The following is a 21088-nucleotide window of genomic DNA, read 5'->3' on the forward strand; positions in this document are numbered from 1 at the left end:
CCCGTTCGGTTTACAGAGACTGGCGCTGGAGGATGCCATCGACCAGGCGATTGAGGCCCAGTGGGTTGGCGTTCTGAAGCGCTTCGGGCAGCAAGGTGTCGGGGCAGTTCTGGTAGCACACCGGGCGCAGGAATCGCTCGATGGCCAGGGTGCCGACTGAGGTGCCACGAGCATCGGAAGTGGCCGGGTAGGGGCCGCCATGTACCATCGCATCGCAGACTTCGACGCCGGTAGGGTAGCCATTGAACAGCACACGACCGACTTTCTGCTCCAGCAGCGGCAAGACGCCTGTGCAGATTTGCAGGTCGATGGTTTCTGCTATCAACGTGGCGGTCAGTTGACCGTGCAAGCTTTGCAACACTTGCTGCAGTTCCCCCGCATTGGCGACTTCAACCAGCACGGTCGTCGGGCCGAATACCTCTTCCTGCAGCAGCGCATCACTCTTGAGCAGCAGGCTGGCGTCGGCCTTGAACAGTTGTGGTCGGGCCTGGTTGCCCAGCTGTTCTTGACCGGCCAGGTGGGTCACCCCTGGATGACTGAGCAGTGCCTGTAGCGCTTTTTTATAGCTGGCAAGGGTTCCGGCGTTGAGCATGGTCTGGGGCGGTTGCTCGCTCATCAGACCACTGAGCAGCGCTATGAATGCATCGAATCGCGGTGACGAGATGCCGATGACCAGGCCGGGATTGGTACAGAACTGACCGCAGCCCTGGACCACCGATGCCACCAGCTCACTGGCGATTTTTTCGCCACGAACCTGCAAGGCTTGAGGCAACACCACGACCGGGTTGATGCTGCTCATTTCAGCGAACACCGGAATCGGTTGTGATCTTGCAGCGGCCATATCGCACAGGGCACGGCCGCCCTTGAGTGAGCCGGTGAAACCAACAGCCTGGATCGCCGGATGCTTGACCAGGATTTCGCCCACGCCGGAGCCGTAGATCATGTTGAACACGCCCTTGGGCATGTCCGTCTGCTCGGCGGCGCGAATGATCGCATCAGCCACCCGTTCGGCAGTTGCCATATGTCCACTGTGGGCCTTGAACACCACCGGGCAACCGGCGGCCAGGGCGGCAGCGGTATCGCCACCGGCGGTGGAGAACGCCAGGGGGAAATTGCTCGCGCCGAAAACGGCGACCGGGCCGACACCGATTCGATACTGACGCAGGTCTACCCGTGGCAGTGGTTGGCGTTCGGGCAAGGCGCGGTCGATGCGCGCTCCGTAGAAATCACCACGACGCAGGACTTGGGCGAACAGGCGCATCTGGCCGCTGGTGCGAGCACGCTCACCCTGTATGCGAGCGGTTGGCAGTGCCGTCTCGCGAGTGACCAGGGCGACAAACTCCTCGTCAAGCGCGTCCAGTTGCGTGGCGATGGCCTCGAGAAATTCCGCACGGCGGCTGGCCGGCAGGTTGCGAAAGGCCGGGTAGGCGGCTGCGGCGGCCTGGGCGGCGGCGTGCACTTCTTCTGCGGTGGCTTGCATGAACGAGAAGGGCAGGGCTTCGCCAGTACTTGCATCATGGCTTCGCAGCGCGATGCTGCCGTCGGCGCTGCGTGTACCGCCGATGTAGTTGTGACCGAGGATCTCAGGCATCTAAAAGGCTCCTGTCAAAAAAGGGGTAATTCAACTCCCCTGTAGGAGCGAGCATGCTCGCGAGGCACTCAAGGGCACCGCGTGAATCCAGAATGCACGCGTCATCGTTGACGTCCATCGCGAGCATGCTCGCTCCTACAGGGTTTACGCCAGTGAGTCGGCGCGACGTGGGGTCGTCGCAGGCGAGGCCAGCGCCGCAATCCGCGCAGCAGACTCGGCATCCACCGTGTGCAACGATTTGCCACGGGTTTCCCGGGTCAGCCCGACGGCCACGATGGAGATCAGCGAAGCGCCGACCAGATAGAGCGCGATCGGTGTCGAGCTGTGGTACTTGTTGAGCAGGGTGATCGCGATCAGTGGCGCCAGCGAGCCCGCGAAGATCGGCGCCACCTGGTAGCACAGCGAGAGTGCGGTGTAGCGCACGTGGGTCGGAAACATCTCGGCCATCAGCGCCGAGTAGGGCGCGTAGGTCATCGATTCGATGGCCAGGCCCAGGGTGATGGCCGCCATGATCAGCCAATTGTTGCCGGTGTCCATCATCGGGAAGCCGACGAATCCCCAAAACGCGGTGAGTACTGCACCCACCAGGTAAACCGGTTTGCGCCCGACCAGATCCGACAGATAACCCATCAACGGAATCAGGAAGAAGTGCAGCAAGTGAGCGCCGAACATCAGCAACAGAATCTCTGACGTGTCCTTGTGCACCACCAGTTTCAGATAAGTGATCGAGAAGGTCACGACGGTGTAGTAGAGGATGTTCTCGGCAAACCGCGCGCCGATACCGACCAGCACCGAACGCCAGTGGTGGCGCAGCACTTCGACCACGCCCAGTTGCTGATGCCTGGTCTGCGCCTGACGAGCCTGGGCCTCCTTGAAAATCGGTGCGTCATCGACACTGGTGCGAATCCAGTAGCCGATCAGTACCACCACGGCCGAGAACCAGAATGCTACGCGCCAGCCCCAGGCGAGGAATTGCTCCTCGGACAGGTTCGACGACAACAGCAGCAGGGCAACCGTCGCCACCAGGTTGCCGGCTGGAACACCGGCTTGTGGCCAACTGGCCCAGAAGCCTCGACGGTTGTCCGGGCAGTGCTCGGACACCAGCAAGATCGCACCGCCCCATTCGCCGCCAAAGGCGAAGCCCTGGATCAACCGCAACAGCACCAGCAACACCGGCGCGGCATAGCCGATCTGGTTGAAGCCGGGCAGGCAGCCCATCAGGAAGGTGGTGATGCCAACCACCACCAGGCTTAATTGCAGCAGGCGTTTGCGGCCGTACTTGTCACCGTAGTGACCGAACACCAGCCCGCCCAGCGGACGGGCGAGAAAGCCCACGGCATACAGGGCGAAGGCAGCGATGATGCCATCGATGGGGCTGTCGGTCTGGCGGAAGAACAACTGGCCGAAGACCAGTGCCGAAGCGGTGCCATAAAGGAAGAATTCATACCATTCGGCAACGGTGCCGGCCATGGCGGCGGCCACGACACGTTTGAGTCCCGAGGGTGTGGTTGCGCTAGACGGGTGTTGAGCGTTGGACATGCTGGCGTTTCCTGTAGATGCGCAAAAACAGGCAGCCGGGACGGGTCCGCGAAGACCCACCCGGCAATCACTCAGAGACCGACGTCCGGCAAGTGCGGACGGTTTGCCAGGGCCTTGGCCATGATCTGCTCGACAAAGACGCGATCGGCTTCCGGCAGGGCCAGGCGTGGCGGACGGGTCAGGGCGCTGCCGCGACCGGCGATGGCTTCGCACAGCTTGATGCACTGCACCAGGTCGGCACGGGCGTCGAGGTGCAGGATCGGCATCAGCCATTCGTAGATCGGCATGGCTTCGGCATAGCGTCCGGCCTTGGCCAGGCGGAAGATGGTTTCGCCCTCTTTGGGGAATACGTTGGACATGCCCGACACCCAGCCTTCAGCGCCCACGGCGAGGCTTTCCAGCACCACGTCGTCGAGGCCGGCGAACAACACGAAACGGTCTCCCACTTCATTGCGAATGTCGATGAAGCGGCGAGTGTCGCCCGAGGAATCCTTGAAGCACACCACGTTGTCGCAGTCGGCGAGGGCTATGAGGATGTCCGGGGTCACGTCGTTTTTGTAGATTGGCGGGTTGTTGTAGACCATCAGCGGCACGTCGGCGTTTTTCGCTACGTAGCGGTAATGCTCGGCGGTTTCGAATGGCTTGGAACCGTAGACCAGCGCCGGCATCAGCATCACGCCATCGACGCCGACCCTACGTACCGCGTTAGCAACCTTGGCCGCTTCCACGCTGGTGAACTCGGCTACGCCGCAAATCACCGGTACACGGCCGCCCGAGGCCGCGACCGCGACTTCGGTCACGGCAATTTTTTCGGCGGCACTCAGCGAGGTGTTTTCGCCTACCGAGCCGCAAACCACCAGTCCTGATACGCCGTCGCGGATCACGTTGGAAATGACCTCATGGGTTTTTTCCAGGTTGATGGAGAAGTCATCGTTGAATTGAGTGGTCACCGCTGGGAACACGCCACTCCAGTTAACACGCTTGCTCATTGTTGCCTCCAGATTGTTTATTGTATTTCGTATACGATATTGAAAGTGAAAAAAATCAGCCAGTGGTTTGTTTACGTTTTCGGGTTTTTTTTCGGGCCGTTGGTCGGGGATCAGCGATTGAGCATTCAGGCACCCGGCCAGGTGTCTGACAGTCGATAGCCTTGTGGCCACGGATCGCTTGGGTCGAGCAGTAATTGATGGGTACCGGTAATCCAGGCCCGCCCGGAAATGCACGGGTAGATGGCAGGGCGCCCGGCCACTTCGGTCAGCGAGTCAATGCGGCAGTGGAACGCTGAGCCGATGATCGAGCGACCGATAAATCTGTCCCCAACGCCCATCAAGCCTTTGGCCTGCAACACGGCCATCCGCGCGGAGCAGCCAGTGCCGGTCGGCGAGCGGTCGATCTTGCCCGGTTGAATCACCACCGCATTGGCACCCGTGGCAATGCCCTGCTCACGAACGATGGGCGCGGCGATCTGGCAAAAGGAAATGTGCGACCAATCGGGGTTCAGCGGATGGACAAAGCCCAATTGCTCATTGGCGGCCCGGGTGATTTTCAACCCAACCGCCACCAGGTCGGCCGCTTCATCGGGGCTGATTGAAAACCCCAGGTCCTGGGCATCGGCGATCACAAAGCTGTCGCCGCCGTAGGCGGTATCGACCTTGAGCGTGCCGACACCTTGCACTTCGATCCACGCATCGAGACGATCGGCGAAGGACGGCACGTTTTTGATTTCCACCCGTTCGACCTTGCCATCACGGCAATCGGCGACGGCTTCGATCAGGCCGCCGGGTGCTTCGAGCACCAGCCGGGTTTGCGGTTCGGTCATTGGCACGATACCGGTGTCGAGCAACACGGTGGCCACGCACAATGAGTTGGAGCCTGACATCGGCGGCGTGTCCGCTGGCTCCATGATGATCCAGGCCATCTGCGCCCGCGGGTCCTTGGCCGGCACCAACAGATTGACGTGTCGGAACACTCCGCCCCGGGGTTCGTTGAGTACGAAGTTGCGCAGGTTTTCGTCTTTGGCAATCCAGCGCGATTGTTCCCACACCGTGGCGCCGGGCGGTGGTGCGACTCCGCCGACAATGACGTCGCCGACTTCACCTTCGGCGTGGCAACTGACTACATGAATCACTTTCGATGAACGCATTCTCTGCTCCTTGTGTTGACTGTCCGGGCCCCTTCGCGAGCAGGCTCGCTCCCACAGGTTTATGGATTGGCTCGTGATTGTGTGTACACCACCAGATCCTGTGGGAGCGAGCCTGCTCGCGAAGGGGCCACCGGTTATTTCACCGATTTGAGAAACGCCGCCGTCTCGGCATGCACCGGATTGCCGATCACCTGATCCGGTGAGCCGATCTCATGCACCAGACCGTTGCGAAAGAACGCCACGCGGTCGGACACGTCCCGCGCGAAACGGATCTCGTGAGTCACCAGCACCATGGTCATGCCGTCCTCGGCGAGCATGCGCATCGTATCCAGCACTTCGCCGACCAACTGTGGGTCCAGAGCCGAGGTGGCCTCGTCGAACAGCATGTAGTCCGGTGACATGGCCAGGGCGCGGGCGATGGCCATGCGTTGTTGCTGACCGCCAGACAGCTTGCCGGGGAAGGTCTTGAGTTTGTCGCCCAGGCCCACGTGGGTCAGCTGCCGTACCGCCAGTTCCTCGGCGCAGGCCTTGCTTTTACCCAGCACTTTGCGCGGCGCCAGCATGACGTTCTCCAGCACAGTCAAATGCGGAAAAGCGTTCCATTGCTGGAACACGATGCCGATCTTCTGCCGCAGGCGGTTCAGGTCGGTGGCGTTGTGATGGACCTCGACGCCGTCGACCCGGATGTTGCCTTTCTGGATTGGCTCCAGGCCGTTGATGCACATCAACAAGGTCGATTTGCCAGAACCGGAGCCACCGATGATTGACACCACCTCGCCCTTGCTCACCGTGAGGTTCACTCCCTTGACCACTTCGAGATTGCCGAAGGATTTGTGTACGTTCTCGATCTCAATCATTTTCTTGCCACCTTCTTTCCAGACGAGCGCCCAGGCGTGCGACCACCAGGCTCATGACGTAGTAGATAAGGCCCGCGATGCATAGCACCACCAACGGTTCCTGGATGCGGGTCACGATGGTTTGCGAGGCGCGCAGCAGTTCGACGATGCCGATCCACATCACCAGCGCGGTGTCCTTCATCACGCCCAGCACCAGGTTCAGCCAGCCGGGAAAGGCCACGCGAGTGGCCATCGGCAGGACGATCCAGCGCAGGTCCTGCAGGAAGCTCAGGCCCAACGAACGACTGGCGCGGCGCACCGTGAACGGCACCGACAGCACGCCGCCGCGCACGATTTCGGTAAAGTACGCCGCGGTGTAGACCCCCAGCACAATGCAACCGACGCTGAAGGCGCTGATGTTCAGGCCGACGATGCTTTTGAGCGAGTTGAACAGGACGAACTGGATCAGCAACGGCACGCTGCGAAACACGTCCAGCACCCAGGCCAGCGGTAGGCTGAGCCGTGGGAACAGGGCGCGCAGCAACCCGAACAACAGCCCTGCAATGGAACCGAGAATGATCGCCCAGAACGTCAATTGCAGCGTGACCCAGGCGCCGTCGAGCAGGAACAACAGGTCATTGGAGGAAAACTCGGTGGAAAACATGGACAGCTCCTCAGTAACGGAACAACCGCCAGGCCATCAGCCGGGCTGCCGCGACGATCGCCTTGGCAATCAGGTAATACAGCACTGCTGCGATGGCGAAGTATTCGAAGGTGCGGAAGGTCTTGACGTTGTATTCCTGAGTCACTCCGGTCAGGTCATTGTTAAGGCCGACGATGACCCCCAGCGATGTCATCAGCACCGCCCACACCATTTGATTGGTGAGCGGATAGAAGACGATTCGTAGCAGTTGCGGGACGATGATCATGCGGTAGGTCTGGAAGGCACTCATGCCGAGTGAGCGCGCGGCACGTACCTGGGTGTGGGGCACCGCCTTGAGCCCGCCACGGAAGTTTTCCGCGAGATAACCGGCGTTGTTGAAAGTGATCCCGGCCAGTAGCGCGAGCCAGGAGCTGACATGCAGGCCCAGTGAGCCGAGGCCGAAGTACAGGATGTAAATCTGGAACAGCGACGGAGTGTTGCGGGCAATCGATACCCAGCCGTTGCCGATGCCACGCAGCAGCGGGTGCCTGGCTTCGCGCATGACCGTCAGGACCAGGGCAATCAGTACACCGAAAATCATCGACAGCGCAGCGGTCTCGAACGTAACCCACGCGCCGGTGAGCATGTCCGGCAAGGCGCGCAGCGCGGTGCGCCATTGGAAGGTGTAGTCAAACATGCGAGCGGTTCTCCATCGGCAAGGCAGGTTGCAACCAGCTCGGCAGACGCCCGCTGGCGGTGGCGGTGCAGGCGGCATCGACACATTCGGCCAGGCTGGCGAAATGCACGTTGCGCCCCACCAGGCCGGGTGCGTAATGGGCGTACTTGCCCGAGTTGGTCATTAAGGTGGTGGCGGCCCGCGGGATCACCGGTTCGCCGAGCATGCACCAGCAGGTATCGGTCACCAGCGTGGCGCCGAAGGTTTCAATGACATCGATGTACCCGGCGTCACGGGCCTGCTCCAACACCGCACGACCGCAAGTGATGGCGAGCACCACCTCGGGGTGCTTGACCCGGTCGCGACACAGCTGTGCCAAGCGGGCAAACTCGCTGAGCGAGAAGTGCGGGTTACCCAGCGAGACCACATCCACGCGGTTGTCCCTGGCGCTGTTGAGCTCACGCCAACTGACCAGCAGGTCCTCCAGGCGAATGGTTGCCACGGGCAGCGGAGTATCCGGCTCCAGTACCTGCGCCGGGTCGAGTGCTTCGGGGGTGACCCCGGCGATGTGGAACAGCGGCGCGGCGGACGTGGTGGCGAACGCCGCGCCGAAGGCTTTCAAGTCGTCCAGGTCTGGCTGGCGTTGTTCCAGGCCGAATATCAGCGGGATCCGGCTGCCCGCGAGTGCGCCGATGTGGTAACCGAGCAAGGGGTAGAACGCATCGTCGAGTTCAGCCAATTTCGGCAATTCAACGCGCAAGCGGGCTTTGCGTGGCGCGTCCAGATGGCAGCCGATCAGGGGCGCGCGGCCGGTCAGGGCGATGCAGATATCCAGGTAGTCGGGGTACTTCAGGGTGCGTGCGCCGAGCACGCTGTTGGCGTAGACCACCGCGTTGGATTCGGCCCAGACGATCTGGTCGCCGGCCTTCGGTGCGCTGTCGAGCAAATAGGGCGCACAGGTGAAACTGAGCTGTGCACCCATGGCCATGTAGGCGTCGCCCACGGCACTGGCCGGCTCGCCGAGCAGTGGGTCGATGCCCAGCTCGCGCCAACGACGCTGGTCTACGGATATTGAATTGAGGGTAGTGGGTATCCGAACCTTCGCGCCCCATTGCACCAGTTGTTGGGCAAAGCGCAGGCTCGCAGGTCCGGTGTAAATGCAACCGTCGATGTGCGCCTGGGTAACATCTATAAGACGCTGGGCACCTTGCAGTTCGGCCAGGCGCAGGACGATTTGCATAGCCATCTGCGCCGCTTTGCCATGCGCGCCGTCAAGCAACGCGTGGTCGAACTCGCTGAGTTCGATTGCTGTGCTGGTATCGCGAATCTGGATCGGCGTTTCGGATGGCTGCCAGTTGTCGACGGGGATGCGATCGAACACGGCCAGACTGGCACCGTCGATTCGGGCAAAGGCCTTGCCGCGCAAGGCGGCGAAGGCCTCGCTGCCGATGCAGAGCACCGGCAGCGAACGCTCGAAAATCATTTGTGCCACCAGCACGCCCAAGGTCAGGATCTCATCGGCTTCGGCCAGTACCAGCGCGGCTGGCGCATGACCGTTGCTGATCAGTTCCATCAGCACACTGCTGCCGGTACACGAACCGCGGCCACTGGGGATGGCGAGCACTCGACCGGTCAGGTATTCGCCGCTGAGGGGATGGTGACGGTCGATGATTTCACCCCGCAAGGGGTCGACTCCGCCCCAGAAGCTCAACCCGACATCGGCAAACAGCAGGGCACCCTGGGCAGCGCCCGGGACCAGGCTGCGAACGGTCAGAGAAGTGGGCCTAGGCATGCCGGGCACCTCAGTAGTAGACCTTTGGCACGGTCAGGTCGCTCGGCGAAATTTCGGTGCCGACCCATTTGGTGAACAACTCCTTGTAGCGACCGTTGCGTACCTGCTGGTTGACGAACAGGTTGAGGTAATTGAGCAGGCCGTACTCGTTGCGCTTGGTACCCAGGGATACATAGTCGATGGTGTAGGGCGCGTTGCCGGCGATCTTCAGGTTCTTGTATTTACCCGACTTGATCGTTGCGGCGGCGACGGTATTGGTGACCACCGTGGCGTCGATATGACCCTGGGCCACCGCCAGCAGCGTGTCGTTTTGTGACTGGTAGGCACGGAAGGTACCGGTACCCCATTTCTTCACATCGTTCTCCAGGGCAATGGCTTCATAGGTGCCACTGGTGTTGCCCAGTGCCTTGCCCTTGATGTCGTCGAAACTGTTGATGCCGGTGTTGTCGCGGGTCAGGACGACCATCTGGAAGGCGAAGTACGGCACGGTCAGGCCGACGGTCTTGGCCCGCTCAAGGGTGTCGGAGGTCGAGGCGACAATCACGTCGGCCCGCCCGGATATCAGGGCCGGAATGCGGTCCGGGAAGGGTGTTTCGACCACTTCGGCCTCGACCCCGAGGACCTTTGCCAGGTCGGTGCAATAGTCCACGTCAAAACCCGCCGGGGCGTTGCTGGCATCTCGAAAACCCATGGGCGGGAAGTCCAGCGTCACGGCACAGCGCAGCTTGCCGGAACCGATGATGTCGTCGAGTTTGTCAGCCTGTGCGGTGGCGATGAAGGTGGTACTGAGAACAGCGCTGAGGGCTACGGCAAATGCGGGGGTTTTCATAGAGGCCTCGTTGTCGGAAGTGCTGTTAGATATCGTATTGGGGATTTCGTATACGATATTAACAATAGCAACGGTTGTGCCGATTTGCCTTTTTACCGGCAAATATTTTCCAGCCCTTGAGTCAGGGCGGTTTACAAGTCGGGAGCAGGGCAGCGGCGTCGTGCCGCCGGGCAGGCAGGTGTTACAGAAGGGAGCACCCTGTGTGCGGGGCGCCCCTTAAAGGAACATTTAACGACCGCGATCGCGGAACTGGCTGGGCGAAAGGCTGGTGAGGGCACGGAACTGGCGGCTGAAAGCACTGTGGTCGGTGTAGCCGCAGCGCAGGGCGATTTCGGTGATGGGCAGGTCGCTCTCCAGCAACAACCGCGTACCTTCTTCGAGCCGGGACTTGTGGATCATCTGCCGTGGGGTGAGCTGGAACACCCGTTTGCAATGGCGTTCGAGTTGCGCAACCGAAAAACCCGCGATTGCCGTCAGTTCGGCAAGGCTGATAGGTCGAGCAAAATGACGACGGATGTGCGCGTCCACCGCTGCCAGTTTCTGGAACGCCGGGTGGTTGGACTGGGGCAACTGCAGGTCACGGGAAATGCCGGCCAGGCCGACGATCTGCCCATGTTCATCGCGCAGCGCGAGTTTATGGGTCAGGCACCAGACTGGCTGGTTACCGAAATACAGGTGCAGTTCGAGTTGGTCGGCCAATTCGCGTCCGGTGGCCAACACCCGTCGATCCTGTTCGGTGTAAATCGGGCCAAAGCGCTCCGGGAAGACACGGTCTGCTGTCAGCCCCAGCAGTTGGTCACTGTGCTTGAAGCTACAGCGTCGGACCAGGGTCTGGTTGACGAAAACGTAGCGGGCCTCGCAGTCCTTGATGAAAAACACCACGTCCGTCAGGGTATCGAGCAGCGTCGCGATGGCCTGCAAACTGTTCAGCAGCGTCGGCAGGTCGCAGGGTTTGAAATGATTGAGTGAGGGGAACATATCAAGAGGGGCCTGGTGGCGACTACCGGGACTATAAAGACTCGGCAGCGCCCCCGAAACCCCGAAGCGAGCGTTTACACCGGTGGCGTGTCATCCAGGCACATCAGGGTTTCGATGCGCGCCGGGTTGAACGGCGGCCGGGGCGCCGTGGGTTGCCAGTCGAACAGATACTGCAAGGCACCGCCACACACCCGGCCCTGGCAGGCGCCCATGCCGCAGCGACTGGCCAGTTTGGCCTCGCGCCAGCCAACGTGCCCGGACAGTGCCGAGTAGGGTACGTCTTCGCAACGACAGACCAGCGTGTCGGGTTGCGCCAGCGACTTGAGCTGCGGGTCGAGGCTGAAGGCGCTGTTCAACGCCTTGGCGAAACCCTGCCAGCGCGCGCGACGTGGCCACAAATCCCGTGCCGCCGCGGTGTTACCCACCGCCACATGCCCGGCGATTGCCCCTTCAACCAGTGCCAGCTCACTGCCGCCGAAACCGGTGCATTCGCCAGCGGCGTAGTGGTCGGTGTGGCTCGTGGTTTGCCAGGCATCCACGGCAAGCGCCGAGCCATCGAGCGCGCAGCCCAAGGCCTGACCGAGTTGGGTGTTGGGAATCAGGCCGAAACCACAGGCCAGGCGATCACACGCCAATTCGACGATTTTGCCCCGATGCCGCAATCGCACAGCTTCCAGCCGATCGTTGCCCAAGGCCGCCACGACATGGCTGCCGGTGCGGTAATGACGGTCGAACAGACTGAAAGATTGCACCAGCTTGCCCGGCCAGCGCGGCAGTTGCAGGGCGAATCCTGCGACCGCGACCGCAGAGGCCTGCTCGGCGATGCGCAGCACCTGGGCACCGTTGTGTTTCGCAGTGGCCGCGCTGGCCAGTAGCAACGGACCGCTGCCGGCGATCACCACACGCTCGTCCTGCACGGGCAGGCCACCCTTGATCAGCGCCTGAAGTCCGCCCGCGCCGGTCACTCCTGGCAGCGTCCAGCCGGGGAAGGGCAGCAGCAATTCACGGGCACCGGTACATAGAATCAGTTTGTCATAGCCGATCAACCAGCCTCGGTCGGCGTCTTCCACCAGCAATTGCTTGGCACCAGCGAGGGCAATTACACGGGTGCCGGCATGGTGGCGGATATTGCTGTTGGCCTGCAGGCGCTCGCGCATCTGCCGGGCCTGATTCGGCAGGCTGGCCTGTGGCCCGTCGCGCCAGATCTGGCCGCCCGGCAGCGGGTTGTCGTCGAGCACCACAATGCGCGCGCCACTGGACGCTGCGGCGAGGGCGGCACTCATGCCGGCGGGGCCAGCGCCGATGATCAGCAGGTCGGCGTATTCGTTCATGCTCGGGTCTGCACTTGCATGCCTTGCTGGCATAGCGTTTGGCAGGCCAGTCGGCGGCGACCGTCGATGGTCACCCGGCATTCCTGGCAGATGCCCATGCCGCACAGCGGTGCGCGGCGCTGACCGCTGACGGCAGTGCGACTGCAACCGTCGCCGGCCAGTGCCAGTGCAGCAGCCACCGTCGTGCCCGCGGCCACCTTCAGCGCGCGGCCATCCATGATCAAATCAAGCATAGGCGGCCTCTTCGAGAAAACGTTGCGGCAGATAGGGTTGTACCGCCAGAGGCGGCGTCTCATTGAACAATTGCGCGACCAGTAAATCGGCAGTCCCGGGCGCCGTGGTGACCCCCAGTCCTTCGTGCCCGACCGCCAGCCACAGGCCTTTGCGTTTGGGGTGCTGGCCAATCAGCGGCAGGCCGTCCGGGCTGGCGGCGCGAAAACCGGTCCAGGCGCGGATACCGTTGAGTTGAGCCAGGCCCGGCATGTATTCGGTGGCGCGCTTGAGCATTTTCGCGAGCATCCAACCTTCGACCTGCGGGTCGGTGGTGCCGAATTGTCGCGAAGCACCAATGAACAATTGCCCGGTGGGGCGGGGCTGAATGTTGCAGGCGGTCGACGGTCCCGTCGCATTGTGGGCGCTGGTGACGTAACCCAGCTCCACCAGCGTGTGGGTGACCTTGCCGGGGTAGCGGTCGGTGATCAGCAGGTGGCCCTTCTTCGGTTCGATCGGCAACTCGGGGCACAAGTCATTGGCCTGGATGCCGTTGGCCAAAATGACCGCTTCAGCGTTCAACCACTGGCCATCATCGAGTCGCACGCGGTTGCCATCGACCTCGCTGACCCGTGCCCGCCGTTGTTCGATGCCGGGGGTGTCGAGCATCCAGTTGGCGGTCGCCGGGGCATAGAGAATGCCGTCGCCGTTGATCAACAAACCACCCTCCAGGCCATCGCGCAATTCCGGCTCACGGGCATGCAAGGCGTTGCCGGTGATCAGCTCGCAGGTAACGCCCCGGGCTTGAAGGTTCATATGTTTGCTTTGGGCCACCGCCATTTCCTCGGCATTGGCCGCCAGCCACAATGTGCCATTGCTGCGATAAGAGCAGCTTTCGGGCAGTTGCGGGGCCTGTTCGCGCCAGCGTTGCACTGAGTATTGGCTCAGGGCCAGTTCGGCTGGGTTGTCATCGAGCACCAGCAAGTGGCCCATGCCAGCGGCTGTCGCGCCGTGCAGGCCAGCGTCCAGTACCAGCACGCGCAAGCCGCGCCGGGCCAGCGTCTGGGCACAAGCGGCGCCGATGATACCTGCACCGATCACGATCACATCGGCCACCAGGCCTTGGTTCATGGGCGAATGCCCCAGGCGAACGGGTCGGCCTGTTCAATGATCAGGCTGGCTTCGGCACTGATAAAAGCGCGGCCGCGAATGGTCGGTACGATGCGCTCGCCATGACGTTCGTAGGAGCCCTCGAACTCGCTGCCGATCACGCTTGCCTGACGCCAGATCTGTCCCGGTTGCAATTTGCCGTCGGCCGCCAGGCACGCCAACTTGGCACTGGTGCCGGTGCCGCAAGGCGAACGGTCGTAGGCCTTGCCGGGACAGAGCACAAAGTTGCGGCTGTCGGCCTGGGCGTCATCGGCGAACAGTTCGACGTGGTCGATCAACCCGCCGTCTTCACTGCGTATCCCCTGAATGTCCAGTGCTTGCTGCACGGCGTAGGTGTAAGCGGTCAACGTCTCCAGGTTGTCACTGTCGATCCGCAGGCCATGTTCGGCGATCAGGAAAAACCAATTGCCCCCCCAGGCGATATCGCCAACCACCTGGCCGATCCCCGGCACCTGCAAGGCTACGGCTTTGCGGTAACGATAGGCCGGCACGTTGCGCACGCTGACGGAGTAGTCGTCGTGCAAGGTGGCCTGCACGGTGCCGACCGGTGTTTCGATGCTGTGCACGCCCGGACCGATCTTGCCCAGGTGTGCCAGCGACGCCACTAGGCCAATGGTCCCGTGGCCACACATGCCGAGGTAGCCGGTATTGTTGAAGAAAATCACTCCGGCGCAGGCAGCGGGGTCGACCGGTTCACACAACAATGCGCCGACCAGCACGTCGCTGCCCCGTGGTTCGAGTACGCAGGCGGCGCGCCATTGATCATGGTGTTCAGCAAGTCGCCGAAGCCGTTCGGCCATGCTGCCGGTACCCAGGTCGGGAAAACCGCCGGTCACCAGGCGGGTGGGTTCGCCGCCAGTGTGGGAGTCGATCACGGTGATGCGTTTCATGACAGGGCCACGTCCGTTCAGATGAGTGAACGCAAGAGTGGCCCGTGCGAGGGTTTGGCGGCTTGATGGTTTTATCCTGCGCCGATGACGAAATCAGCACAATCAAGCAGACGGTCAAGGGTGGTGGGGCAGGTGCTCGAACAACGTTTTGCAGACCCCGGCGATGTGTTCGTCGAGCAGCTTCACTGCCCGGTCGACGTCACCGACGCGACAGGCTTCGACGATCTCCCGGTGCTCGTGGTCGGCCCGTTCCTTCCCGGAGGAGAGGCTCATCTGCATCCGCAGATAACGTTCCAGTTTGTCGTTGACCGAACGGATCAGGCTCACCAGAAACGGACGTTGCGCCGGTTCGTAGAGACAGGCGTGGAGTTCCCAGTTGAGCTCAGCCCAGCGTCCCACGTCATCTTCGCCGATGAACTCCTGGCAGATGCGTTCGGCGCGGGCGAATGTGTCTTCGGTCATGTTGGGAATGGCCAGGCGCAGCACCTTGTCTTCGAGCAACATGCGCACTTCGAACATCTGTGCCAGTTCGGCATCGGACACCCGAGTGACCATTGCCCCGCGATTGCGCTGGAACATCACCAGGCCTTCGGCTTCCAGACGCTTGAGGGCCTCGCGGACCGGGATCTTGCTGACGTTGAACTGCCGGGCGATGTCGTCCTGGCGAATAGGCTCGTCTTCGGCGAAATGCCCCGCGACGATGGCGTCACGCAGATGGCGAGTGATGATTTCCGATGTCGAAGGCGCATTGCCCAAGTCGGGTGCGTTAAATTTGGGTGAGTTCACGGCGGCGGTCGTTCGGATTGAGTTAGAGATATGGTATACGAATTTTGCGCCGAAACTCACTGGCCTGTGCCTTGACGCTGTTCGCTTGACTTAGCGCTACACGCATTTCACGCGTTCGAACGCCGGGGCGCGGATATCAGTGCTGATCTACAACGATGTACGTGTGCTACCGCAGACCGGTGAGGGTGGGGAATTAACGTTTTGGCAGGTAAATCGGGAGCGCGTGCAAAGTCCTATAGGCGTCAGCGGTGCGGCGATCCGATTGCCCGCGAAGAACGCGTTCGAGCAGGCACACCGCAGCAGTTAGCGCCTACAGCCACACGGCATCCCACAACGGATAGTCCCCAATTTTCTCGACCAATCCCGCTCGCAGCGGATTGGCCACGATATAGCGCGCCACCGCCGGCAGGTCTTCATCCCTGCGGATCGCTCGGTCATGAAAGCCATGTTGCCAGAGTGAACCATCGCGCTCGAGCGAACGATTCAATGCAAGTGTAATGCGTGATTTTGTCCTCGCCATTATGCAAGTAAGCGTGTTGTTTTTGAGCTCGAACAGCCAATGGAGATGGTCCGGCATGACAACCCAGGCCAGCGAAAGCACCAGCTCTTCTTCCTGCGCCTTCTTCAATGCATCGACCACGAGCCGGCCTTGCATGAAGTCCCTGAATACGGGGTCCCGGTTCTGAACGACGGTTGTGACCAGATAGATCTGCCCCGGCGCTGAAAAGCGCCCGGTGCGCAATCGATGCGCCTGGTGAATGGTTGGCATGGTGCATCTTCCTTGATCATGGCGTTGTCAGTTCAGGCTAGAACGTTGGGGAAATAGTGTTGGTGAACAGTTATTCCTGATGTGTCTGTGGGAGTGAACGGGCAGCGACTGGTTAGCCTGTAGGAGCGATGCTTGCCCGCGAAGAACGATGACGCGGTGCAACAGGTACACCGCGGCGCCCGGTTCGCCGGCAAGCCTGGCTCCTACAGCGCGAAGAACGATGACGCGGTGCAACAGGTACACCGCGGCGTCTGGTTCGCCGGCAAATCGGATCGCCGCAAAGCGGGCCTATACATGGGGAAGGTGGGGGCGCCGTGACGTAGCGACCCCGCCAGGTGAATCAAAGCTTCGGCAACTGCCCGATGCGGCTCATCATCTCGGTCACGATTTGCAGGTCAAGCAGGAACTGCTCGGTGGTCTTGAACTCGTTGTCGTTGTGACCGGTGTATTTGACGTCCGGCATGGCCAGGCCGAATTGCACGCCGTTGGGCAGTTCGTGCACCGAGGTGGCGCCGGCGGAGGTGCCGAACTTGTGCTCCATGCCGAGGTTTTCGCTGGCCACGGCGAGCAGGGCCTTGACCCATTCACCCTCGGGATTGCGGTACATCGGCTCGGCGATGGAGAAGTCGAAGGCCGGTATAATGTTGCTGTTCTTGCTCCAGGCATCCAGTTTCGTGGCGATTTCGGATTTCAGTACTTGCGGGAATTTGCCCTTCGGTACTCGCAGGTTGACTGCAAGCTTGAAGGTTTTGTCATCCATCCCGACATAAGTCAGGGAGGTGGTGAGCGGGCCCATGAACTCATCGGCGAAACCCACTGCCAATTTACCCCCCAGGTAATCCAGCCCCCAGTTGTCGGCGGCGTAGCGGGCGGCGTCGGTGATGTGGTTGTGCTTGAGCGCGACCTTGCCGTCGAGGCTGTTGATGAAGTCCAGCATCCTCGCCACCGGGTTGATGCCGGACTCGGGTTCGGAGGAGTGGGCGGACACACCAGTGACGGTCAGCATGACGTCATTGCCGACCACCTTGGCGGCGACGTCGAAGTTGCCACCATTGCGCATGGCGTACTCTGTACCGGCCTTCTGCAGGCTGGCCGCCAGTTCTGCGGGATTGTCCGCCACCAGGGTGGCGACCGAGGTCGACGGAATCTGGTTGGTCGCCAGGCCGCCTGTCATCGCAGTGATTTCAGCGCCCTTGCCTTGAGCCTTGCGCTTGGCGAAGCTGGCCATGACCGTGCCGTAGCCTTTCTCGGCAATCACCACCGGGTAGCCGCCATCCAGCGCCAGGTTGTAGTTGGGCGTCGGGTTGCGTTCGAAATAATAGGGGATGGCGTCGCCCGTGGTTTCTTCGGTGGTGTCTACCAGCAGCTTGAAGTTCCTGGCCAGCGGCAGCTTCTCTTCCTTGATGACCTTCATGGCGTAGAGCGTGACCACGATGCCGTTCTTGTCATCTTCCGTACCCCGGCCATACATGCGATCGCCCACCAGGGTGACCTTGAATGGATCGAGACGGGTGCCATCCTGCAGCACCCAATTCTCTGGCGTCACCGGCACCACGTCGGCATGGGCGTGAATGCCGACGACTTCATCACCAGCGCCTTCCAGGGAAATTTCATAAACGCGGTTGTCGATGTTGCGAAAGCTCAGGTTGAACCCCTGGGCCAGGCCCTTGATCTTCTCGGCGATCTTGATGAACTCGGGATTGTCGTGTTGGGCAACGCCGTCCACGCGCACGGTCGGGATGGCTACCAGTTCACGCAGGGTTTGCGTAGCCGCGCTGCCGTATTTCACCCGTGTGTAGAGGCCAAGCAGGCGATAGATCTGGTTTTGCTGCTCAGGGGACAGTGTCTTGTTATCGAGGAAGGCACTGATGGCCGTGCCAAGATCGTCAGTCTTGGCGATATCGCGCTTGGCCAGGCTTTTCAGGAACTGGCGGAAATCCTTTACCGAGGTATCGCTGAACGTCTTGAGGATGATCGCATTCTGTTGCGGGGTGATGTTGGCCTGTGCAGCGTTGGTGAACGAGGACAGGCTGGCGACCACCAGGGTAGCTGCGGCCAGGTGCTTGAGTGAAAAGTCCATTGCTGGGGGCATTCCTTTGCAGGTGTCTTGTAGGAAATATCTGATCGTTAGATCAGAAACATCCGCAAGCTAACACTGCGAGGGAGAGGTGGGGAGCCCCTGAAGTGGGATCTGTCGCACAGAAATGCAAAAGCGGCGCAGATATGAAAACCGCGCATGACGAACCACCATCGCCCGCGAGACGGTTCCTACAGGGCCGTTTTTGTCCCACGTTTGCTGGTGCCTGCAGGCTTGCGCTTGGCCGGCTTGCGTTTGTTTTTCCAAGGCGTTGCACCGCGCCCGGCAGGGCTGGCGGGGCCGCTGATGGTGAGGCTCAGGCCGGCGCAGCGACTGACTTGCTTGCTCATCCAGGCAGCCTGTTTGGTGACGAACTCGTCCAGGCTCATTTCCCCGCTCTGCACCATGTCCAGGGCCTGTTCCCAGATGGCGGTGGTGCCCGGGTCGGCAATGGCCCGCGGTACCGCATCGATCAGGCTGAAAGCGGCCGGGGTCGCGGCAAGCGCCTTGCCGTTCTTGATCAGGTAACCACGGTCGAGCAGCCCCTGGATGATCGAGGCTCGAGTCGCTTCGGTGCCGATGCCGGTGGTGTCCTTGAGTTTTTGCTTGAGCAATGGATCTTCCACCAGTTTGGCGACGTTCTTCATGGCCTTGATCAGGTCGCCTTCGGTGAAGGGTTTGGGCGGTTGTGTCCAGAGGTCCTTGAGTTGCACGTCAGCCACCGCGCAATCAATGCCTTCCCTGAGGTTGGGCAGGGTTTGCGGCGCGGGTGCTTCGCGGCCCTTGGCGGGTGCAAGGGCTTCGGGCAAGGCGCGTTTCCAGCCAGGTTCGACGATTTGCTTGCCGACTGCACGCAAGGCCTCGCCAGCGCAATCGAAGTCGGCCTGGGTGCGGTCGAACTCGTGGTTGGGCAGGAACTGCGCCAGGTAACGGGCGCGGATCAAGGTGTAGACCGCGCGTTGCTTGCCTGCCAGGCGTTCGAGGTTTTTTGCCGCGGCGGTGGGAATGATGCCGTGGTGCGCGCTGACCTTGGCATCGTTCCAGGCCCGTGAACGACGCTGGGGTTCCAAATAATCGTGCAAGGCATTCAGTGCCGGGTCGGCCTGGCGTAGCGCCGCCAGGATGCCCGGTGCTTCGCTGTGCTGGCTGAGTGGCAAGTAGCCGCAGTCGCTACGCGGGTAGGTGATGACCTTGTGGGTTTCGTAGAGCGCCTGGGCGATGTCGAGGGTTTCCTGGGCACCGAGCCCGAGCTTTTTCGAGCAGACTTCCTGCAAGGTGCCGAGGTCGAATGGCAGCGGCGCCACTTCGCGCATCCGTTCGGTGCGCAGCTTGATGACCCTGGCGCTTGCGGCGGCAAGCATGGCCGCTGCCGCTCGTTGCGCCAGCGCCTGATTCAGGCAGCGATCCTGGTCGTCGCACACCTCGGAGGCGGCCCGCCATTGTGCCGTGAAGGCGGTGCCGTCGTGCAACAACTGCACCTCGACAGCCCAGTAGGGCACGGGCACGAAGGCAGCGATGCTGCGGTCGCGATCCACGACCAGGCGCAAGGTAGGCGTCTGCACCCGGCCGACCGGCAGGACACCCTGGTACCCGGACTGGCGTCCCAACAAGGTGAATAGCCGACTCATATTCATGCCGATCAGCCAGTCGGCCCGGGAGCGTCCCAGCGCCGAATGGTAAAGACTGAAGGTCTGCGCACCGGGCTTGAGGGCGGCGAGGGCCTTGCGGATCGAGGCATCGTCCAGCGCCGACAGCCACAATCGCTGGATCGGGCCGCGATAGCGGCAATGCTCCACCAGTTCCCTGGCGATCATTTCGCCCTCGCGGTCGGCGTCGGTGGCAATGACCAGTTCGCGTGCTTCGCCGAGCAGGCGCTTGACCACCTTGTATTGGCTGGCCGTGCGCGGCTTTACGGTCATCTTCCATTGGTCGGGAATGATCGGCAGGTCTGCCAGTACCCAGCGCTTGTAGCGCGCGTCATAGGCATCCGGGGGCGCGGTTTCCAAAAGGTGGCCGATGCACCAGGTCACTGTGACGTCCGTTCCCAGCCAGCAGCCGTCGCCACGTCGCCGCGCGCCGAGGACGGCCGCAATGTCTTTGGCCTGGGAAGGTTTTTCACAGAGGTAAAGCCGCATAACCACCATCGTCGATCAATGTGAGCAAGTGCACAGGATGGCGTGAGAGGAGCGCGAGAGCAATCTTTATCTGTATGGATGTACAGTTTTTACGTTGCGTTTGATTGCGCAGGCCGTTTAGCTGTGAGGCCATCGTTATCGGGGAATCTGAGTTATACCTGATACGTCGTAGTCTCAGGTTTTGGGGTCGCTGCGCGGCCCATCGCGGGCAAGCCACGCTCCTGCAGGTCAACTTCTGTCATGAGGATTGTTTTCCATGAAAAGCTCCGGTCCCAGCCCTGTCATCACCATCGCCGAGCAGCCAGGCTGCCTGTTGGTGAAGTTCCACGGTATCCAGGTGGCTGCATCTTCACGTGCGTTGGTGCTATTGGAAGCCAATTACCCTCCGGTGTACTACGTCCCGCGAGAAGACATCGACGAGAAATATTTCGCCCGCACCGACCACACCAGCTATTGCCCGTACAAGGGCGATGCCAGCTATTTCAGTTTGCAGGTGCCGGGACATGAAGGGGCTAATGCGGTGTGGAGTTACGAGAATCCGAAAGTCTCGGTTGCACAGATACGCGAATACATGGCGTTTTATCCAGATCAGGTGAAATTTGAGCTCGTTGAACTCGACGAGTGAGTCGCCATTGCCATTAAAAGATCGCAGCCTGCGGCAGCTCCTACAGGGGAACGCATTCCAGGGTAGGA

Annotated in this window: 20 protein-coding genes; 2 read left to right on the forward strand and 18 right to left on the reverse strand. The window is 61.5% G+C overall.

What is annotated here, in order from left to right; genetic code table 11:
- Nucleotides 1-10 precede the first annotated feature (10 nt).
- From HGP31_RS13875 to HGP31_RS13950, 16 genes are all read right to left on the reverse strand, one after another.
- A complete protein-coding gene (locus HGP31_RS13875; protein WP_168757970.1) occupies nucleotides 11-1591 on the reverse strand; it encodes an aldehyde dehydrogenase (NADP(+)) in 1581 nt (526 codons plus the stop codon).
- A gap of 144 nt (nucleotides 1592-1735) precedes the next feature.
- Nucleotides 1736-3130, reverse strand: coding sequence for a fosfomycin efflux MFS transporter AbaF (abaF, locus tag HGP31_RS13880; RefSeq protein ID WP_033043156.1), 1395 nt, complete (start codon nucleotides 3128-3130; stop codon nucleotides 1736-1738).
- A 71-nt stretch (nucleotides 3131-3201) separates the two neighbouring features.
- Nucleotides 3202-4119, reverse strand: coding sequence for a dihydrodipicolinate synthase family protein (locus HGP31_RS13885; RefSeq protein WP_020797778.1), 918 nt, complete (start codon nucleotides 4117-4119; stop codon nucleotides 3202-3204).
- 125 nt (nucleotides 4120-4244) lie between these two features.
- Nucleotides 4245-5273 (reverse strand): trans-3-hydroxy-L-proline dehydratase, encoded by a 1029-nt coding sequence (locus HGP31_RS13890; RefSeq protein WP_020797780.1) that lies wholly within the window; start codon nucleotides 5271-5273, stop codon nucleotides 4245-4247.
- A 134-nt stretch (nucleotides 5274-5407) separates the two neighbouring features.
- Entirely contained in the window at nucleotides 5408-6130 is a 723-nt protein-coding gene (locus HGP31_RS13895) for an amino acid ABC transporter ATP-binding protein (RefSeq protein ID WP_020797781.1), read from the reverse strand.
- The gene (locus HGP31_RS13900; RefSeq protein WP_020797782.1) at nucleotides 6123-6773 is read right to left on the reverse strand and encodes an amino acid ABC transporter permease; all 651 of its coding nucleotides are present in this window, start codon (nucleotides 6771-6773) and stop codon (nucleotides 6123-6125) included. Before HGP31_RS13900 ends, HGP31_RS13895 begins: the two co-directional genes overlap by 8 nt.
- Before the next feature lie 10 nt (nucleotides 6774-6783).
- Entirely contained in the window at nucleotides 6784-7449 is a 666-nt protein-coding gene (locus HGP31_RS13905; RefSeq protein ID WP_020797783.1) for an amino acid ABC transporter permease, read from the reverse strand.
- Entirely contained in the window at nucleotides 7442-9220 is a 1779-nt protein-coding gene (lhpI, locus tag HGP31_RS13910; RefSeq protein WP_168757971.1) for a cis-3-hydroxy-L-proline dehydratase, read from the reverse strand. The genes HGP31_RS13905 and lhpI overlap by 8 nt, the downstream gene beginning before the upstream one ends.
- A gap of 10 nt (nucleotides 9221-9230) precedes the next feature.
- Entirely contained in the window at nucleotides 9231-10049 is an 819-nt protein-coding gene (locus HGP31_RS13915) for an ABC transporter substrate-binding protein (protein ID WP_033043154.1), read from the reverse strand.
- Between the two features lie 228 nt (nucleotides 10050-10277).
- Nucleotides 10278-11027 carry an AraC family transcriptional regulator gene (locus HGP31_RS13920; RefSeq protein WP_020797786.1) on the reverse strand — a complete coding sequence of 250 codons (750 nt, stop codon included), beginning with the start codon at nucleotides 11025-11027 and terminating at the stop codon, nucleotides 10278-10280.
- Nucleotides 11028-11101: 74 nt separating this feature from the next.
- Complete coding sequence (locus tag HGP31_RS13925; protein ID WP_168757972.1) at nucleotides 11102-12358, reverse strand: NAD(P)/FAD-dependent oxidoreductase; 1257 nt, start codon at nucleotides 12356-12358, stop codon at nucleotides 11102-11104.
- Nucleotides 12355-12591: a 2Fe-2S iron-sulfur cluster-binding protein gene (locus tag HGP31_RS13930; protein ID WP_083348931.1), complete on the reverse strand. Its 237-nt coding sequence runs from the start codon at nucleotides 12589-12591 to the stop codon at nucleotides 12355-12357. Before HGP31_RS13930 ends, HGP31_RS13925 begins: the two co-directional genes overlap by 4 nt.
- Nucleotides 12584-13699 (reverse strand): NAD(P)/FAD-dependent oxidoreductase, encoded by a 1116-nt coding sequence (locus HGP31_RS13935; RefSeq protein WP_168757973.1) that lies wholly within the window; start codon nucleotides 13697-13699, stop codon nucleotides 12584-12586. Before HGP31_RS13935 ends, HGP31_RS13930 begins: the two co-directional genes overlap by 8 nt.
- Complete coding sequence (locus tag HGP31_RS13940) at nucleotides 13696-14628, reverse strand: 4-hydroxyproline epimerase (protein ID WP_168757974.1); 933 nt, start codon at nucleotides 14626-14628, stop codon at nucleotides 13696-13698. The genes HGP31_RS13935 and HGP31_RS13940 overlap by 4 nt, the downstream gene beginning before the upstream one ends.
- A gap of 114 nt (nucleotides 14629-14742) precedes the next feature.
- Nucleotides 14743-15414, reverse strand: a complete 672-nt coding sequence (locus HGP31_RS13945) for a GntR family transcriptional regulator (RefSeq protein WP_168757975.1) — start codon at nucleotides 15412-15414, stop codon at nucleotides 14743-14745.
- 310 nt (nucleotides 15415-15724) lie between these two features.
- Nucleotides 15725-16183, reverse strand: coding sequence for an REP-associated tyrosine transposase (locus tag HGP31_RS13950; RefSeq protein ID WP_083348934.1), 459 nt, complete (start codon nucleotides 16181-16183; stop codon nucleotides 15725-15727).
- A 132-nt stretch (nucleotides 16184-16315) separates the two neighbouring features.
- Between HGP31_RS13950 and HGP31_RS13955 the strand changes: the two genes are divergently transcribed.
- Complete coding sequence (locus HGP31_RS13955) at nucleotides 16316-16501, forward strand: hypothetical protein (protein WP_168757976.1); 186 nt, start codon at nucleotides 16316-16318, stop codon at nucleotides 16499-16501.
- A 22-nt stretch (nucleotides 16502-16523) separates the two neighbouring features.
- Here HGP31_RS13955 and HGP31_RS13960 read toward each other — a convergent pair whose 3' ends face one another.
- Both HGP31_RS13960 and HGP31_RS13965 read right to left on the reverse strand, forming a co-directional pair.
- Nucleotides 16524-18263, reverse strand: coding sequence for a dipeptidase (locus HGP31_RS13960; RefSeq protein WP_168757977.1), 1740 nt, complete (start codon nucleotides 18261-18263; stop codon nucleotides 16524-16526).
- 188 nt (nucleotides 18264-18451) lie between these two features.
- Nucleotides 18452-20395, reverse strand: coding sequence for a DNA topoisomerase III (locus HGP31_RS13965; protein WP_083350152.1), 1944 nt, complete (start codon nucleotides 20393-20395; stop codon nucleotides 18452-18454).
- A 256-nt stretch (nucleotides 20396-20651) separates the two neighbouring features.
- Here HGP31_RS13965 and HGP31_RS13970 point away from each other — a divergent pair, with 256 nt between their 5' ends.
- On the forward strand, nucleotides 20652-21020 hold the full coding sequence (locus HGP31_RS13970) for a DUF427 domain-containing protein (protein ID WP_020798535.1): 369 nt from the start codon (nucleotides 20652-20654) through the stop codon (nucleotides 21018-21020).
- Nucleotides 21021-21088 lie beyond the last annotated feature (68 nt).

This window comes from Pseudomonas umsongensis, from assembly GCF_012647205.1.
Taxonomy (GTDB): domain Bacteria; phylum Pseudomonadota; class Gammaproteobacteria; order Pseudomonadales; family Pseudomonadaceae; genus Aquipseudomonas; species Aquipseudomonas umsongensis.

Bases quoted from the DNA above. Each gene is read 5' to 3' on its own strand.
- HGP31_RS13875 (WP_168757970.1), bottom strand. From the start codon at position 1,591: ATGCCTGAGATCCTCGGTCACAACTACATCGGCGGTACACGCAGCGCC.
- abaF (WP_033043156.1), bottom strand. From the start codon at position 3,130: ATGTCCAACGCTCAACACCCGTCTAGCGCAACCACACCCTCGGGACTC.
- HGP31_RS13885 (WP_020797778.1), bottom strand. From the start codon at position 4,119: ATGAGCAAGCGTGTTAACTGGAGTGGCGTGTTCCCAGCGGTGACCACT.
- HGP31_RS13890 (WP_020797780.1), bottom strand. From the start codon at position 5,273: ATGCGTTCATCGAAAGTGATTCATGTAGTCAGTTGCCACGCCGAAGGT.
- HGP31_RS13895 (WP_020797781.1), bottom strand. From the start codon at position 6,130: ATGATTGAGATCGAGAACGTACACAAATCCTTCGGCAATCTCGAAGTG.
- HGP31_RS13900 (WP_020797782.1), bottom strand. From the start codon at position 6,773: ATGTTTTCCACCGAGTTTTCCTCCAATGACCTGTTGTTCCTGCTCGAC.
- HGP31_RS13905 (WP_020797783.1), bottom strand. From the start codon at position 7,449: ATGTTTGACTACACCTTCCAATGGCGCACCGCGCTGCGCGCCTTGCCG.
- lhpI (WP_168757971.1), bottom strand. From the start codon at position 9,220: ATGCCTAGGCCCACTTCTCTGACCGTTCGCAGCCTGGTCCCGGGCGCT.
- HGP31_RS13915 (WP_033043154.1), bottom strand. From the start codon at position 10,049: ATGAAAACCCCCGCATTTGCCGTAGCCCTCAGCGCTGTTCTCAGTACC.
- HGP31_RS13920 (WP_020797786.1), bottom strand. From the start codon at position 11,027: ATGTTCCCCTCACTCAATCATTTCAAACCCTGCGACCTGCCGACGCTG.
- HGP31_RS13925 (WP_168757972.1), bottom strand. From the start codon at position 12,358: ATGAACGAATACGCCGACCTGCTGATCATCGGCGCTGGCCCCGCCGGC.
- HGP31_RS13930 (WP_083348931.1), bottom strand. From the start codon at position 12,591: ATGCTTGATTTGATCATGGATGGCCGCGCGCTGAAGGTGGCCGCGGGC.
- HGP31_RS13935 (WP_168757973.1), bottom strand. From the start codon at position 13,699: ATGAACCAAGGCCTGGTGGCCGATGTGATCGTGATCGGTGCAGGTATC.
- HGP31_RS13940 (WP_168757974.1), bottom strand. From the start codon at position 14,628: ATGAAACGCATCACCGTGATCGACTCCCACACTGGCGGCGAACCCACC.
- HGP31_RS13950 (WP_083348934.1), bottom strand. From the start codon at position 16,183: ATGCCAACCATTCACCAGGCGCATCGATTGCGCACCGGGCGCTTTTCA.
- HGP31_RS13960 (WP_168757977.1), bottom strand. From the start codon at position 18,263: ATGGACTTTTCACTCAAGCACCTGGCCGCAGCTACCCTGGTGGTCGCC.
- HGP31_RS13965 (WP_083350152.1), bottom strand. From the start codon at position 20,395: ATGCGGCTTTACCTCTGTGAAAAACCTTCCCAGGCCAAAGACATTGCG.
- HGP31_RS13970 (WP_020798535.1), top strand. From the start codon at position 20,652: ATGAAAAGCTCCGGTCCCAGCCCTGTCATCACCATCGCCGAGCAGCCA.